This is a genomic window from Methylobacterium sp. Leaf88, assembly GCF_001422795.1.
Lineage (GTDB): Bacteria > Pseudomonadota > Alphaproteobacteria > Rhizobiales > Beijerinckiaceae > Methylobacterium.
In genome coordinates, this window is record NZ_LMMK01000049.1 from 19,106 (window position 1) to 32,740 (window position 13,635).

Annotated in this window: 15 protein-coding genes; 5 read left to right on the forward strand and 10 right to left on the reverse strand. The window is 71.1% G+C overall.

What is annotated here, in order from left to right; genetic code table 11:
* Positions 1-27: 27 nt before the first annotated feature.
* The 7 genes from ASF20_RS19225 to ASF20_RS19255 are packed head-to-tail and all read right to left on the reverse strand — an operon-like array spanning position 28 to position 5,812.
* Positions 28-1,758: an FAD-binding protein gene (locus ASF20_RS19225; RefSeq protein ID WP_056216312.1), complete on the reverse strand. Its 1,731-nt coding sequence runs from the start codon at positions 1,756-1,758 to the stop codon at positions 28-30.
* On the reverse strand, positions 1,758-2,363 hold the full coding sequence (locus ASF20_RS19230; protein ID WP_056216309.1) for a fumarate hydratase C-terminal domain-containing protein: 606 nt from the start codon (positions 2,361-2,363) through the stop codon (positions 1,758-1,760). The genes ASF20_RS19225 and ASF20_RS19230 overlap by 1 nt, the downstream gene beginning before the upstream one ends.
* Positions 2,364-2,391: 28 nt before the next feature.
* The gene (locus tag ASF20_RS19235) at positions 2,392-3,264 is read right to left on the reverse strand and encodes a fumarate hydratase (protein ID WP_056277015.1); all 873 of its coding nucleotides are present in this window, start codon (positions 3,262-3,264) and stop codon (positions 2,392-2,394) included.
* A 24-nt stretch (positions 3,265-3,288) separates the two neighbouring features.
* On the reverse strand, positions 3,289-3,669 hold the full coding sequence (gene sdhC, locus ASF20_RS19240; RefSeq protein ID WP_056277019.1) for a succinate dehydrogenase, cytochrome b556 subunit: 381 nt from the start codon (positions 3,667-3,669) through the stop codon (positions 3,289-3,291).
* Positions 3,666-3,995, reverse strand: coding sequence for a succinate dehydrogenase (locus ASF20_RS19245; protein ID WP_056216303.1), 330 nt, complete (start codon positions 3,993-3,995; stop codon positions 3,666-3,668). Before ASF20_RS19245 ends, sdhC begins: the two co-directional genes overlap by 4 nt.
* Positions 3,992-4,777 (reverse strand): succinate dehydrogenase/fumarate reductase iron-sulfur subunit, encoded by a 786-nt coding sequence (locus ASF20_RS19250; RefSeq protein WP_082501456.1) that lies wholly within the window; start codon positions 4,775-4,777, stop codon positions 3,992-3,994. The genes ASF20_RS19245 and ASF20_RS19250 overlap by 4 nt, the downstream gene beginning before the upstream one ends.
* Positions 4,778-4,780: 3 nt before the next feature.
* Entirely contained in the window at positions 4,781-5,812 is a 1,032-nt protein-coding gene (locus ASF20_RS19255; RefSeq protein ID WP_056277022.1) for an ABC transporter substrate-binding protein, read from the reverse strand.
* 235 nt (positions 5,813-6,047) lie between these two features.
* Between ASF20_RS19255 and ASF20_RS19260 the strand changes: the two genes are divergently transcribed.
* Complete coding sequence (locus ASF20_RS19260) at positions 6,048-6,767, forward strand: GntR family transcriptional regulator (protein WP_210166849.1); 720 nt, start codon at positions 6,048-6,050, stop codon at positions 6,765-6,767.
* A 30-nt stretch (positions 6,768-6,797) separates the two neighbouring features.
* On the opposite strand, the gene ASF20_RS19265 is transcribed toward ASF20_RS19260, so the two are convergent.
* Positions 6,798-7,697, reverse strand: a complete 900-nt coding sequence (locus ASF20_RS19265) for an ABC transporter permease (RefSeq protein WP_056216296.1) — start codon at positions 7,695-7,697, stop codon at positions 6,798-6,800.
* Positions 7,690-8,484: an ABC transporter ATP-binding protein gene (locus ASF20_RS19270; RefSeq protein WP_056216294.1), complete on the reverse strand. Its 795-nt coding sequence runs from the start codon at positions 8,482-8,484 to the stop codon at positions 7,690-7,692. The genes ASF20_RS19265 and ASF20_RS19270 overlap by 8 nt, the downstream gene beginning before the upstream one ends.
* A gap of 655 nt (positions 8,485-9,139) precedes the next feature.
* Here ASF20_RS19270 and ASF20_RS19275 point away from each other — a divergent pair.
* The 4 genes from ASF20_RS19275 (at position 9,140) to ASF20_RS19290 (ending at position 13,230) form a co-directional block, all read left to right on the forward strand.
* Complete coding sequence (locus ASF20_RS19275; protein WP_056277028.1) at positions 9,140-9,805, forward strand: tripartite tricarboxylate transporter TctB family protein; 666 nt, start codon at positions 9,140-9,142, stop codon at positions 9,803-9,805.
* A 14-nt stretch (positions 9,806-9,819) separates the two neighbouring features.
* Positions 9,820-11,325: a tripartite tricarboxylate transporter permease gene (locus ASF20_RS19280; protein WP_056277031.1), complete on the forward strand. Its 1,506-nt coding sequence runs from the start codon at positions 9,820-9,822 to the stop codon at positions 11,323-11,325.
* A gap of 66 nt (positions 11,326-11,391) precedes the next feature.
* A complete protein-coding gene (locus ASF20_RS19285) occupies positions 11,392-12,363 on the forward strand; it encodes a tripartite tricarboxylate transporter substrate-binding protein (protein ID WP_082501458.1) in 972 nt (323 codons plus the stop codon).
* 114 nt (positions 12,364-12,477) lie between these two features.
* Positions 12,478-13,230, forward strand: coding sequence for a TerC family protein (locus ASF20_RS19290; RefSeq protein WP_056216287.1), 753 nt, complete (start codon positions 12,478-12,480; stop codon positions 13,228-13,230).
* Between the two features lie 100 nt (positions 13,231-13,330).
* On the opposite strand, the gene ASF20_RS24690 is transcribed toward ASF20_RS19290, so the two are convergent.
* A complete protein-coding gene (locus ASF20_RS24690; RefSeq protein WP_200917676.1) occupies positions 13,331-13,498 on the reverse strand; it encodes a hypothetical protein in 168 nt (55 codons plus the stop codon).
* Between the last annotated feature and the right edge of the window lie 137 nt (positions 13,499-13,635).

Here is a 13,635-nt window from a genome sequence, read left to right on the forward strand (position 1 = left end):
GGCGATCCGTCGGGTGGGGGCGCGGCCTCAGGCCGCCGCGTCGAGGAGGGAGGCGCCCGGGCGCACATGGGTGAAGGCGACGGGCTCCAGGGTGACGTCGAGCCCCTCCCCGGCCTGGCGCACCACGGTGTAGTGCGAGGTGGCGAGATCGGAGGCGTCGGGGAAGTCCTCGCGAAAGTGCGCCCCGCGGCTGTCGGTGCGGGCCAGGGCCGCGGCCCGGATCGCCTGGCTGACGCGGACGAGGTTCTCGAGGTTGAGCCGGTCCATCCAGGTCAGGTTGTAGCGGCGGTCGCCGTCGGGGATGCCGGCCTCCGCCACCGCGGCCGCGAGGGCGTCGAGGCGCTCCCCGGCCCGGGCCAGCCCGGCCGCGTCGCGCAGGATGCCGACATCGTCCCACATGGTGGCGTAGAGGGCCTCCCGGATCGCCTCCAGGTCGCCGGCCGGGCGCCCGAGAGGGCCGTAGGCGCGAGCGAGCCCCGCCTCGATCGCGTGAGGATCGGGCTCGGCGAGGCGTCGCACGCCCCGGACGTCGCGGGCCATGGCGGAACCGGCCAGGCCCCCGAACACCGTCGAGTTGGCGACGCCGTTGCCGCCGAGGCGGTTGGCCCCGTGCACCCCGCCGGTATCCTCCCCGGCCGCGTAGAGGCGCGGCAGCTCGGTGCCGCAGCCGGGGCGGAAGGCGACCCCGCCCATCATGTAGTGGGCGGTGGGGATGACCTCGACCAGGCCCCCGGCGAGGTCGAAGCCGCAATCGGCGCAGCGCTCCACCATGCCCTTGAACTTGGCGGCCACGTCCGCGGGCCCGAGATGGCTCATCTGGAGGTAGACGCCGCCATGGGGGGTGGCGTGGCCGTCGCGGATCCGCCGCATGATCGAGCGGCTGACGACGTCGCGGGTCGCCCGCTCCGCCCGCGGGTCGTAGTGCTGCATGAAGCGCTCGCGGGAGGCGTCGAGCAGGTAGCCGCCCGCGCCCCGCAGCCCCTCCTCCAGCACCGTGCCGGTCATCCGCGTGCCCGCGCCCGCCAGCAGGCCGGTGGGATGGAACTGGACCATCTCCATGTCGCGCAAGGGCAGGCCGGCGCGGAGCGCCATGGCGAGGCCGTCGCAGGTCTTGTCGCCGGAGGGCGTGTGGAACTTGTACATGGTCGGGCCGCCGCCCGTGGCGAGCAGGGTCGCCCGGGCGCGGACCAGGACCGGGATTCCGGTCCGCATGTCGAGCATCAGCACGCCGGCGAGGCCGGAGCCGTCGGCGGCCGGGATCAGCTCGAGGGCGCGGTGATCCTCCAGGCGCCGGACGTCCCGGCGCCAGACCTGCTCGGACAGGCGGTTGATGATCTCGATGCCGGTGAGGTCGCCCTTGTGCACGGTGCGGTCGAAGGTCTGACCGGCGAAGGCCTTCTGGTGGACGCTGCCGTCGGGGTTGCGGTCGAAGAAGCAGCCGAGCTCGGTCTCCAGTTCGCGGATGCGGACCTGCGCCTCCGTGACCAGGGTCCAGGCCAGCTCCTGGTTGTTCAGCCACTTGCCGCCCTCGATCGTGTCCATGAAGTGGCGCTCGACCGAATCGCCCGGGGCGAGGGCGACGTTGTAGCCGCCCTGGACCATGCGGGTGCAGCCGCACTTGCCGAGCAGGCCCTTCACCGCGACGGTGACCTGGAGGTCGGGGGCGGCCTTCTTGGCGTGGAGGGCGGCGAACAGGCCGGCGCCCCCCGAGCCCAGGATGAGGATGTCGGTCTCGACGGTGGTCGGCACGGCGCGCATCAGGCGGCTCCCAGGCTCTCGATGACGGCATCCCGCCGGCTGGCGACGTCGCGCTGGACGTCGGCGAAGAGCGAGCCGCCGTGGGAATCCATGCCGACCAGGAGGGGGCCGAAGTCGCGGATCGCGAACTTCCACAGGCTCTCGGGGTGGAGGTCGTCGAGGTCGATGTCGTCGATCCGCTCGATCCAGGTCGTCTCCAGGGCGGCGGCGCCCCCGACGATGGCGAGGTAGGCGCCGCCGTGTTCGGCGAAGGCCGCGAGGGTCTGGGGGCCCATGCCGCCCTTGCCGACGATGAGGCGCACGCCCTCGCGCCGCATCAGGGCGTCGGTGAAGCGCTCCATCCGCATGGAGGTGGTGGTGCCGATGCAGAACGGCGCGTAGCCCACCGGCGCCTCGGGGGAGACCGGTACGCGGTGGACGTTGGGCGCGGTGTGGATCACCGCGTGGCCGGTGAGATCGAGATGGGTCCGGCGCCCCCGGTCGAACATGTGGATCAGGGTGGCGTCCCGGATGCCGAACAGGGTCTTTCGCAGGGTGACGGTGTCGCCGACCTTCAGGGCGCGGACCTGGGCCGCGTCGACCGGCATGTCGAGAACGTGGTGCATGGCGCAGGCCCTCCCGGAGGCGGCGATTTCAGTCGAAGGCGATGCCGCCCGGCGTGAAGGTCGCCCTCGCCCGGCGGGCCGAGTGGCACTGGATGTTCACCGCCACCGGGTTCTGGGTGATGTGGGTGGCGGCGATTTCCACATGCACGGCGAAGCTGGTGGAGCGCCCGCCGAGCCCCTGGGGGCCGATGCCGAGTTCGTTGACGGCGCGCGACAGCTCCGCCTCGATCCGGGCGCCGTCGGGATCGGAACAGGCGGTCCGCAGCTTGCGGGTGGCCGCCACCTTGGCCAGATGCATGCACAGGTCCGAGGTGCCGCCGATGCCGACGCCCACGATGGTGGGCGGGCAGACGCGGCCGCCGAGCTCGATCACGCGGTCGATGACGAAGCGCTTGACCGCGTTGATGCCGTCCGAGGGCAGCAGCATCTGCAGGAACGAGCCGTTCTCCGAGCCCGAGCCCTTCGGGATCATCTCCACCGAGACGGTCTCGGGCCGATCGTCGAAATCCACATGGATGATCGGCACGCGGATGCCGCAGGAGGTCTGCTCGTTCACGCGGGTGATCGGGTGGACCACGGAGGAGCGTAAGGAATGCTCGGTGGTCGCGCGTTCGCAGCCGCGCCGGATCGCGGCCTTGAGGTCGGCGCCCTCGACGCGCACGTCGCGCCCGATCACCACGTTGTAGATCGGGATGCCGGTGTCCTGGCAGAGGATGTTCTTGGTGCGCTCGGCCACCGCGATGTTCTCCACCATGGTGCCGAGGATCGCCCGGCCGGTGGCGCTGGTCTCCTCGCGGGCGAGATCCGCGAAGCCCGCCTTGATGTCCGGCGGCAGCAGCTTCAGGGCGCGGACGTAGAGGTCCTTGCACACCGCTTCGACTTCGGTGAGGTCGAGATCCATGCCGGTCTCCTTCGAAGGGTTGGCTCAGGCGCCGCCGAGCAGGAACAGGAGCCCCACCGCGAACCCCGCCGCCACGCAGGCGGAGACGACGAGCGCCGTCCGCTCCCGGGTGACGAACCACTCGAGGGCCAGCACGCGCAGGCCCAGGACCATGTGCAGGGCCAGCGCGCTGACGAGGCCCCATTCGGCCGCGCGCACGAAGCCGTTGTGGGTCAGCCCGAGGAAGCTCTCGAGGCGGTCGGCCCCCTGCAGGGCGGTGCCGAGGGCGATGAAGTGCATCGGCAGGAACAGCGCCAGGGCGATCCCCGAGAGGCGGTGCAGCAGGGCGGCGGCGAAGCCCGCGCGCGGACGGGCGGCGCGGAGGCTCCTTGGCCGCGGGGCGGCGGTCTGCGTCCCGGCGCTCATGCGACGTAGACCGCGAGCGCCGCGCGCAGGCCGAGGACGACGAGGAGCGCCGCGACGGCGAGCATCGCCCCGTCGAGGGAGCGTCCGCGCCAGGGCGTCCACTCCCGCAGGATGCTGCGCAGGCCGATGGGCGCGTGGATCGCCGCCGCCACCACGAAGACGCCGTAGAACACGAGGAAGGCCAGGTTGCCCTGCGTCCGGCCCAGGATCTCCCCGGCGGTGAGCCCGCCGCGCACGGCGTACAGGATCGTGCCGAGATGGACCGCCACCGCCACCGCCAGGATCCCGGCGGTGCCGCGCTGCGCCACGTAGAGGAGCGGGCTCATGCCGACCTCCGGAAATGCCGGGCGCTGAGCCGCTTCAGGGCAGACCGGGCGGTGGCGCGCTTCAGCCCCGCGATGGCGAAGGTCGGCGCCAGGGCCTTGGGGCAGTGCTCGGTGCAGCTCATGTGGGTGTGGCAGGACTGGCAGCCGGCATCCCCGGACACGGCCTCCAGCCGCGCCGCCTGGCCCCGGTCGCGCACGTCGTTCACCAGGGTCCAGGCCCGGTTGAGGGCGGCCGGGCCGAGATAGTCCGGGTTCCACGTGACCACGTCGCAGGCGGCGTAGCAGACGCCGCAATTGATGCACTCGATGCCGGCATCCACCGCCCGGCGCGCGGGCGAATCCGGCGCCACCACGGCGAAGTCCGCGGGCGGCGCGTCGCCGGGCTCGAAGGCCCCGTGGGCGGCCGTCCACTTCTCGAAGAACGGCTCCATGTCGACGGCCAGGTCCTTGACCACCGGCAGGTTGCGCAGGGGCTCGAGGGTCAGGCCGTCGTCCTCCGCCACCGCCGCGACCCGCGTGCGGCAGGTCCAGCGCGGGCGCCCGTTCACCGTCATGGCGCAGGAGCCGCACATGCCAACCCGGCAGGCGAAGCGGTAGGCGAGCGTCGGGTCCTGCTCGCGCTGGATCTCGGTGACCACGTCGAGGATGGTCTGGGCCGGGCGCCGCGCCACGGTGAAGGCCTGGAAGCCGCCGTCCCGCCGGATGCGCACTCTCAGCGTCGCGCCGGGCACGGCCTCGACCGTGGGATCGGCCTGGGCGGGGGTGGGAGCGGACACGCTCATGCCTCAGCGCTCCGCCTTGGCGGCGGCGCCGGGAAAGAACAGCTCGCCCTGGTCGGCGGCCTTGGCGGCCACGAGGCCGGCGCGGTTCATGTAATCGAGATAGGCCAGCATGTTCAGGGGCGCGCTGGTCCACTGGGTCTGCGGCGCGCGGATGATCTCCACCGCCTCCGCCTCGGTGAGCCGGGCGTTCTCCGCCTTGATCCAGAGCGCGGCGACCCGGGCGGGCTCGGCCTTGATGAGCGCCAGGCTCTCCTCCAGGGCGGCCCGGAAGGCGGCCACGATCTTCGGGTTGGCGGTGACGAAGCGGCTGCTCGCCCAGACGAGGTTAAAGGTGTGCGGCCCGCCGAGGACGTCGTAGCTGTCCAGCACCTTGCGGGCCTTGGGGTCCTTCAGCTCCACCTCCTGGAACGGCGGGGCGCCGAAATGCGCCGTGATCTCGGAGCGGCCGCCGAGCATCGCCGTCTGGGCGTCGGGATGGCCCATCGAGACCGTGAGGGGGTCGAGCTTGCCCTGCTGGCCCGGCCCGAAGGCCTTCTCGGCGGCCATCTGCAGGGTGATCGCCTGGATCGAGCTCTTCACCGTGGGCAGGGCGATCTTGTCCTTCTCTGTGAAGTCCTTGATCGAGGAAACGGCCGGGTTCACGGTCACCAGCCAGAGCGGCATCGCGTTGAGGGCCGCCACACCCTTGATCATCAGGTTGCCGCGGGTGCGGCCCCAGATCGTCAGCATCGGCCCGACGCCGCCGGCGGCGAAGTCGAGGTTCCCCGAGAGCAGGGCCTCGTTCATGCCCGAGCCGCCGGTGAAGCGCAGCCACTCCGTCTTGAGCTCCAGGCCCTGCTGACGGGCCTGCTTCTCGAGGAGGTGCTCCTCCTCCATCACCGTGAGGGGCAGGTAGGAGATGCCGAACTGCTTGGCGAGGCGCACCACGGAGGCCTCCGCCCGGGCGGACCCCGCGCCGGCCAGAAGGCTCGCCGAGAGCCCCACCGAGATCAGGGCCGCGGCGCCGCAGAGCCGGATGAGACGGCCGAGTGCCATGTGTTCCTCCTGCCTTGAGCCCGAATTCTCTGGTCCGGTGCCGAGGGCCACGATAGCCTCGTGCCAATCGCTGTCAACGGTCATATGTCATATACATGAGTTGCCGATGTCGAACCGCATGCGCGGCGCCCCCACCCCCCAGGCGCATCCCGAAGTCCCGTCGCCGGCCGCGCCCGAGATCGCGCCCGTGACCGGACCCATGAACGCGCCCACGACCGCGTCCACGACCGCCCCCATGACCGGGCCTTTGGCGAGCCGTCCGCTCTACCTGCAGGCCCGCGACCTGCTGCTGCGCCGGATCGTGGACGGCACCTGGAAGCCGGGCGGCTACCTGCCGAGCGAGCCGCAGCTGGCCCTCGACCTCGGCGTCTCCATCGGGACGATCCGCAAGGCCATGGAGGACCTCGTCGGGCAGGGCCTGCTGGAGCGCCAGCACGGGCGCGGCACGCAGGTGGTGCCCCATTCGAGCGACCGGTCGCGCTTCCGCTTCCTGCGCTTCGTCCACGGCGACGGGCGGCCGTTCCGCCCGGTGGCCCGCGTCCTCGCCGCCGGGACCGCGCGGGCCGACGCGCAGGACCGGGCCGCCCTCGGGCTGGGGGCGGGCGCCAAGGTGCTGGTCCTGCTGCGGACCCGCAGCGAGGACGGCGTGCCGCTGATCTACGAGCGCATCGCGCTGCCGGCCGAGCCCTTCGCCGCGCTGAAGCCGGAGCCCGGCGCCGAGATGCTGGAGGAGATCTACGTGCTCTACCAGGCGCGCTGCGGCCAGACCGTGGCGCGGGCCCGGGACACGATCGCCACCGACCGGGCGAGCCCGGCCATGGCGGACGCCCTCGGCTGTGCGCCGGGGGCGCCCCTGCTGCTGGTGCGCCGGGTCGCCGTCGCCCTCACGGGCGACCCCATCGAGTATCGCCAGAGCTGGACGGCCATGCTTCACTACCGCTCCGACCTCGACTGACGGAGCGGAGGCCCTTCGGGCTGACCCACCTCAGGCCTGCATGCCCCAACGCTGCAGGGTGTGGCGCTCGATGGTCTGGAAGATCAGGTTCTCGACGCAGAGGCCGATGAGGATCACCGTCAAGAGCCCCGCGAAGACGTTGGGGATGTCGAGCATGTTCTTGTTCTCGAAGATGAACCAGCCCAGCCCCCCCGAGCCCGAGCTGACGCCGAAGACGAGCTCCGCCGCGATCAGGGTGCGCCAGGCGAAGGCCCAGCCGACCTTGAGGCCGGTGAGGATGCTGGGGAAGGCCGCCGGGATCAGGATCTTGGTGATCAGCCGGCTGCCGCGCAGGCCGTAGTTGCGCCCGACCATCTTCAGGGTCCGGCTGACCGAGAGGAAGCCCGAATGGGTGTTGAGGGCGATGGCCCAGGTCACCGAATGGACCAGCACGAAGATCAGGCTGCCGTTGCCCAGCCCGAACCAGATCAGCGCCAGGGGCAGAAGCGCGATGGCCGGCAGGGGATTGAACATCGACGTCATCGTCTCGAGGAAGTCGGTGCCGATGCGCGAGCTGATCGCGATGCCGGTGAGCAGGGTCGCCAGCAGGATCCCGAGGCCGTAGCCGATCAGCAGGACCTTGATCGAGCCCCAGGCCCGCAGCACCAGGGTGCCGTCCGCCACGCCCCGGGCGAAGGCCGTCACGGTGGCGGAGAAGGTCGGGAACAGGAGGTCGTTGTCGAGGTAGCGCCCGTAGGCCTCCCAGATCAGGGCCAGCACCGCCAGGATCACGAGCTTGCGCAGCCAACCCTGGTTGTAGAGGCGCTCGACGGCCGAGAGCGGCTTCTCGACGACGGCGCCCCCATAGGCGCCGCCGGTCTCGCGGACGATCTCGGGACGGGCGGGCCGGAGGAGGACGGGTGACACGAGCGCCTTCGCGGTCCTAGACATTCTCCGCCTCCTTGATCTCTTCGGAAAACAGCATCCGATGGATGCGCTGCTCCAGGAGCAGGGTCTCCTGCGGCGAGCCGGCCGTGTTGAGCTCGGCCTTGACCTCGCCGGGATGCGGCGAGAGCAGCAGGATGCGCGAGCCGATCTTGATCGCCTCCGGAATCGAGTGCGTGACGAACAGCACCGTGAAGCGCGTCTCCTCCCACAGGGCCAGGAGTTCGTCCTGCATCCGCCGGCGGGTGAGCGCGTCCAGGGCCGCGAAGGGCTCGTCCATGAGCAGGATGTCGGGCTCCATCGCCATGCCGCGGGCGATGGCCACCCGCTGCTTCATGCCGCCCGACAGCATGTGCGGATAGCTGTCGGCGAAGGCCGAGAGGTTGACCTTGTCGATATAGTGCATGGCCCGTTCGTCGGCGGCCCGGCCCGACAGGCGCCCCGAGGCCTCGAGGGCGAAGGCGACGTTCTGGCGGACGGTCTTCCAGGGCAGCAGCTGGTCGAATTCCTGGAACACCATCATCCGGTCCGGGCCGGGCTCGGTGATGGCCTGGCCCTTCAGGCGGATCTGGCCCTCCGTCGGCGCCATGTAGCCGCCCACCGACTTCAGGAGGGTGGATTTCCCGCAGCCCGAGGGTCCGAGCAGGACGAACCGGTCGCTCGGGAAGACCTGGAAGCCGACCCGGTAGGTCGCCGTGACGAGGTGGTCGGGGGTCTTGTACTGCAGCGTGACGCCGTCGACCTCGAGCAGCGGCCCCGTGACGTTCGAGGGCAAGCCTGTCGCCAAGCTCATCGCATCCTCCCTTTGGCCACGCGCATGGCGGCACTGCTGGTTTTCAGGGGCGGTCTGGAGCCGCTTTGCCTTCGGACGACCGGTCGCCCGAGCCCCGATCCGTCGGCCCTGGCACAATCGTTCGTCCGACCCCTGGATACCAAGCACGATCCTTCCTGTAAATATAATAGCTATCTATTATAAGACAGGTTTTTATTCTTGTTTGGCGGGCCTTTTCGGCTTGGGCCGGGAGCGGCCCGGGGGCGGCCTCGGTCCCGGTCCGAACCATTAGGGCGCTCTTAACGTTCGGCGCGTCACCGGCCCGATCCTCATGCCGGAACGCGGTCGCCCCGCAGCACAGCCCACCCGGACAGGATCCGTCATCGGCGAAGGATTAAAAGGAGGCCGGCAACGTAATCAGGTCTCATGCGACGAGACCTTCGAATCGGTTGATGACGCCGTCACGGGCTCTTGTGGAGACTTGGATTTACGGCATAGGTTCTTATCGGAACCATCTCGGGCGACCCCGCTCCTTCAGGGCGCAGCGTCCAGCGTCAGGGGACGCGCCGACCGCCGCGGGCGTCCTCCCGGCCACGGTCCGGGGGACGAACGGACATCCGACGATCGCCGTGCCACCCGCCCGAGACACGAAGGCGGGGCTCGTAGGGGAGAAACGATGAGCGACGCATCCGACGGTGCGCGGCGGGCGGGGTCCGTGGTCCGCGCGCCGCAGAGCTTCGTGGCCGGCCTCGTGCTGGTCCTGCTCGGGATGTTCGGCGTCTGGGCCGCGAGCGACCTGCCGCGGGGCACCCTCGGCGCCATGGGACCGGGCATGCTGCCGCACTGGGTGGCGATCGGCGTCGCCCTCTGCGGCGGCGTGCTCGCCGCGACGGGCCTGGTCCGCGCGGGGGCGGGCCTCCAGACCTTCGGCCTGCGCGGCCCCCTCGTCGTCGTGCTGGCCATCCTTGCCTTCGCGGTCACGATCCGGCCCTTCGCCCTCGGCCCCGTCGCCGGCCCGGGCCTCGGCCTCATCGTCGCGGGCCCGCTGGCGGTGATCGTCGGGGGCTACGCCACACCGGAGGCGCGCTTCCGCGAACTCCTGATCCTGGCCCTGCTCCTCACCGCCGGCTGCATGCTGCTGTTCGGGGACCTCCTGAACCTGCCCATCCCCATCTTCCCCACCGCCGTCATCGAGGCGGCGAGCGGCCGGATTCCGTCGCGGATGCTGCTGCGGCTCGCGGCCGGCGCCCTCGCCCTGGCGGGCCTCGGCCTGCTCGCCCTGGAACGCCGCGCCACCCGCCGGACCCGGACCGACGTCGCCCCGCACGCCATGACGACCTGATCGGGAGCGCGCACGTGACGGATCTCCTCGCCAATCTCGGCCTCGGCTTCGCCGTCGCCCTGAGCCTGCAGAACGTGACGCTCTGCTTCCTGGGCTGCCTCGTCGGCACCCTGATCGGCGTGCTGCCCGGCGTCGGGCCGATCGCCACCATCGCCATGCTCCTGCCGATCACCTTCGGGCTCGATCCCGTGGGCGCCCTCATCATGCTCGCGGGGATCTATTACGGGGCGCAGTACGGCGGCTCCACCACCGCCATCCTGGTGAACATCCCCGGCGAGGCGACCTCGGTCGTCACCACCCTCGACGGCCACCAGATGGCGCGCCAGGGCCGGGCCGGGGTCGCGCTCGGCATCGCGGCCATCGGCTCCTTCTTCGCCGGCACCGTCGCCACCCTGCTGATCGCGGCCCTCGGCGCGCCGCTGACCCGCCTCGCGCTGATCTTCGGACCGGCGGAGTACTTCGCCCTGATGGTGATGGGGCTCGCCTTCGCGGTCGTCCTCGCGCACGGCTCGGTGCTCAAGGCCGTGGCGATGATCCTCGTGGGCGTCCTGCTCGCCGCGGTGGGCACGGACCTCGAGACCGGCCAGGAGCGGATGACCTTCGGCCTTGCGTTCCTCACCGACGGCGTCGACTTCTCCGTCCTGGCGATGGGCCTGTTCGGGGTGGCCGAGATCCTGCGCAACCTCGACCAGACCGAGACCCGCGAGATCGCCCGGGCCCGGATCGGCCGCCTCCTGCCCAGCCTCGCGGATCTGCGCCAGGCGGCGCCCGCGACGCTGCGCGGGACCGCGATCGGGGCGATCCTGGGCATCCTGCCCGGCAACGGCGCCGTGCTCGGCCCCTTCGCCGCCTACACGGTGGAGAAGCGCCTCGCGCGCGATCCGAGCCGCTTCGGCCGCGGGGCCATCGAGGGGGTCGCCGGCCCGGAGAGCGCCAACAATGCCGGCGCGCAGACGGCCTTCATCCCGCTCCTCACCCTCGGCATCCCGCCGAACGCCGTGATGGCGCTGATGGTCGGCGCCATGACGATCCACGGCATCGTTCCGGGCCCCGGCGTGATGACCAAGAACCCCAACCTGTTCTGGGGCATGATCGCGTCGATGTGGATCGGCAACCTGATGCTGCTCGTCATCAACCTGCCGCTCGTGGGCCTCTGGGTGCGCCTGCTGCAGGTGCCCTACCGGCTGATGTTCCCCGCGATCCTGATGTTCTGCGCGATCGGCATCTACTCCATCAACGCGCTGCCCACCGACGTCATGCTGATCGCGGCCTTCGGGGTGTTCGGATACGGGCTGATCAAGTTCGGCTTCGAGCCCGCGCCGCTGCTGCTCGGCTTCGTGCTGGGCAAGCTGATGGAGGAATACCTGCGCCGCGCCCTGACCCTGTCGCGGGGCGACGTCCTGGTGTTCCTCGAGCGCCCGGTCTGCGCGGTGCTGTTCCTCGTCGCCGTCACCATCCTGGCGGCGGCGCTGCTGCCGTCGCTGCGGCGCGGCCGCGACGCGGTGTTCACGGAAGCCTGACGGCGGGGGCGCCCGGGCGCCCTCCGGGGACGGACACGACAACCCACAACGAGAAGGATGCGGACCATGAGAACGGCACTCGCCATCGGCCTCCTGTCGGCGCTCGCTGCCTTCGGCGCCGCGGCCGACACCTACCCCCAGCGCCCGATCACCCTGGTGGTGCCCTTCGCGGCCGGCGGGCCCACCGACGTGGTGGCGCGGATCGTCGCCGAGCCGATGTCGCGGGCGCTCGGCCAGCAGGTCGTCATCGAGAACGTCACCGGCGCCGGCGGCACCACCGGCATCACGCGCGCGTCCCAGGCCGCGCCCGACGGCTACACCATCATGATGGGCCACATGGGCACGCACGGCGCCGCGCCGGCCCTGTTCAAGGGCCTGAAATACGATCCGGCCAAGAGCTTCGATCCGATCGGCCTCGCCGCCGGCACGCCGATCGTCATCGTCGCCAAGAAGGGCTTCCCGGCCCAGGACCTCAAGGGGTTCGTCGAGGTCCTGAAGGCGCGCGGACCGGCGATCAACCAGGCCCATGCGGGCGTCGGCTCCGTCTCGCATTCCACCGGCGTGCTGTTCGATGCGCTGACCGGCGCCAAGCCGACGCTCGTCGTCTATCGCGGCACGGGGCCTGCGCTGAACGACCTGATGGCAGACCAGGTCGACTTCATGACGGACCAGATCGTCAACGTGGCGCCACAGATCGCCGGCGGCACGATCAAGGCCTACGCCATCGCGACGCCCGAGCGCTCCCCGAGCCTGCCCGACGTGCCGACCACGAAGGAGGCCGGCCTGCCCGGCTACGAGGTCAGCGCCTGGAACGCGGTGTTCGCGCCCAAGGGCCTGCCGCCGGAGGTCCGGGCCCGGCTCGTGGCCGCCCTCGACGCGGCGCTCAAGGATCCGGGCACGACCAAGCGCATCCTGGAATTGGGTGGTACAGTGCCCAAGGAGGCCGAAGCCGGTCCGGCCGCCCTGCAGGCCCTCGTCGAGCGCGAGGTCGCACGGTGGACGCCCGTGCTCCGCTCCGCCGTCGAAGCCAATCCCTAGGTCCTGTCCGGGGACGGCCCGTCCCGCGAGGGCGGGCCGGTCCCTTCCCCATCCCGACCCGTTGCCGGGTACTCCATCGCTTCGCTGTGTCGGAGCAGCAGAGGCGTCTTCCGCGTGGATTCCTACCTCACCTCCTCCTTCCTGCTGTCGCTCCTCCAGATCGTCTGGATCGACATCATCCTGTCGGGCGACAACGCGGTGGTCATCGCCATGGCCTGCCGGGGCCTGCCCGAGCGGCAGCGGCGGATCGGCGTCTTCGCGGGCGCCCTCGCGGCGGCCCTGCTGCGGATCCTCTTCGCCGTCATCGTCTCGCAACTGCTGGCGGTGCCGCTCCTGAAGGTCGCCGGCGGCCTCATCCTGCTGCACATCGCCGTCAAGCTCGTCTGCGGCGAGGAGGAGGACGAGAGCGCCATCAAGGAGCATTCCAGCCTGCCCAAGGCGATCTGGACCATCGTGGTGGCGGATGCCGTCATGAGCTTCGACAACGTCGTGGCGGTGGCGGGGGCCGCCAAGGGACACGACGAACTCTTCATCATCGGCCTCGCCCTGTCGGTGCCGCTCCTCGTGGTCGGCGCCAGCCTGATCACCCGGCTGATCGACCGGTTCCCGATCCTGATCTGGTTCGGCGGCGGGCTGCTGGGCTGGGTGGCCGGCGAGATGATCGCCACGGACCGGCTGGTTCACCAGCAGATGGTCGAGGTGCTGCCCGCGACCCTGCAGGGCGCCGTCCCGCACGCGATGGGCGCCCTCGGCGCCGCCCTCGTCGTCGGCCTGGGCTTCGCGCTCAAGCGCCGGTCCGACCGGGCGATCGCGCAGCAGCAGGCCGCCGCCGTGGGCCGGGCCGAGGTGGACGTCCTCGGCGGCTGATCCGCGGCGCCCGCGGCAGCGCCGGACCCGGACATGGAAAAGCCCCGCCTCGATGAGGCGGGGCCGATGGGTTCGGACGTCCGAGGGGGCTGAGGGGCCGTCAGGCGGCCAGCTTCACCGCCGAAGCCGGGGCGTTGTCGTTCACGATGGCGAGCTCGCCCGCCGAGATGACGGGGGCCGCGTCCTGCGGAGTCAGCCGGTCGGCCATGAAGGCCACGAGCGCCACGTTGGCGGCACCGGCGAGAGCGACGAGAAGCAGAACGGTCATGTGGGGCGGTCCCGAGTGATTGTTGCGTTGCAACGCATATGACCCGTCCCGCCGCCCTTTGGTATGCCAGATACGATATGCCAGATATACCAGTCTTGCATGGATGACCGCCTTAGCGAGACTGACGCCACGCGTCC

What these genes read in the sequence shown, in the direction of transcription:
- ASF20_RS19245 (WP_056216303.1), bottom strand. Translation starts at nt 3,995, where the DNA reads ATGAGCCCGCTCCTCTACGTGGCGCAGCGCGGCACCGCCGGGATCCTG.
- ASF20_RS19235 (WP_056277015.1), bottom strand. Translation starts at nt 3,264, where the DNA reads ATGGATCTCGACCTCACCGAAGTCGAAGCGGTGTGCAAGGACCTCTAC.
- ASF20_RS19265 (WP_056216296.1), bottom strand. Translation starts at nt 7,697, where the DNA reads ATGTCTAGGACCGCGAAGGCGCTCGTGTCACCCGTCCTCCTCCGGCCC.
- ASF20_RS19270 (WP_056216294.1), bottom strand. Translation starts at nt 8,484, where the DNA reads ATGAGCTTGGCGACAGGCTTGCCCTCGAACGTCACGGGGCCGCTGCTC.
- ASF20_RS24690 (WP_200917676.1), bottom strand. Translation starts at nt 13,498, where the DNA reads ATGACCGTTCTGCTTCTCGTCGCTCTCGCCGGTGCCGCCAACGTGGCG.
- ASF20_RS19230 (WP_056216309.1), bottom strand. Translation starts at nt 2,363, where the DNA reads ATGCACCACGTTCTCGACATGCCGGTCGACGCGGCCCAGGTCCGCGCC.
- ASF20_RS19275 (WP_056277028.1), top strand. Translation starts at nt 9,140, where the DNA reads ATGAGCGACGCATCCGACGGTGCGCGGCGGGCGGGGTCCGTGGTCCGC.
- ASF20_RS19260 (WP_210166849.1), top strand. Translation starts at nt 6,048, where the DNA reads ATGACCGGGCCTTTGGCGAGCCGTCCGCTCTACCTGCAGGCCCGCGAC.
- ASF20_RS19250 (WP_082501456.1), bottom strand. Translation starts at nt 4,777, where the DNA reads ATGAGCGTGTCCGCTCCCACCCCCGCCCAGGCCGATCCCACGGTCGAG.
- ASF20_RS19285 (WP_082501458.1), top strand. Translation starts at nt 11,392, where the DNA reads ATGAGAACGGCACTCGCCATCGGCCTCCTGTCGGCGCTCGCTGCCTTC.
- ASF20_RS19225 (WP_056216312.1), bottom strand. Translation starts at nt 1,758, where the DNA reads ATGCGCGCCGTGCCGACCACCGTCGAGACCGACATCCTCATCCTGGGC.
- ASF20_RS19255 (WP_056277022.1), bottom strand. Translation starts at nt 5,812, where the DNA reads ATGGCACTCGGCCGTCTCATCCGGCTCTGCGGCGCCGCGGCCCTGATC.
- sdhC (WP_056277019.1), bottom strand. Translation starts at nt 3,669, where the DNA reads ATGAGCGCCGGGACGCAGACCGCCGCCCCGCGGCCAAGGAGCCTCCGC.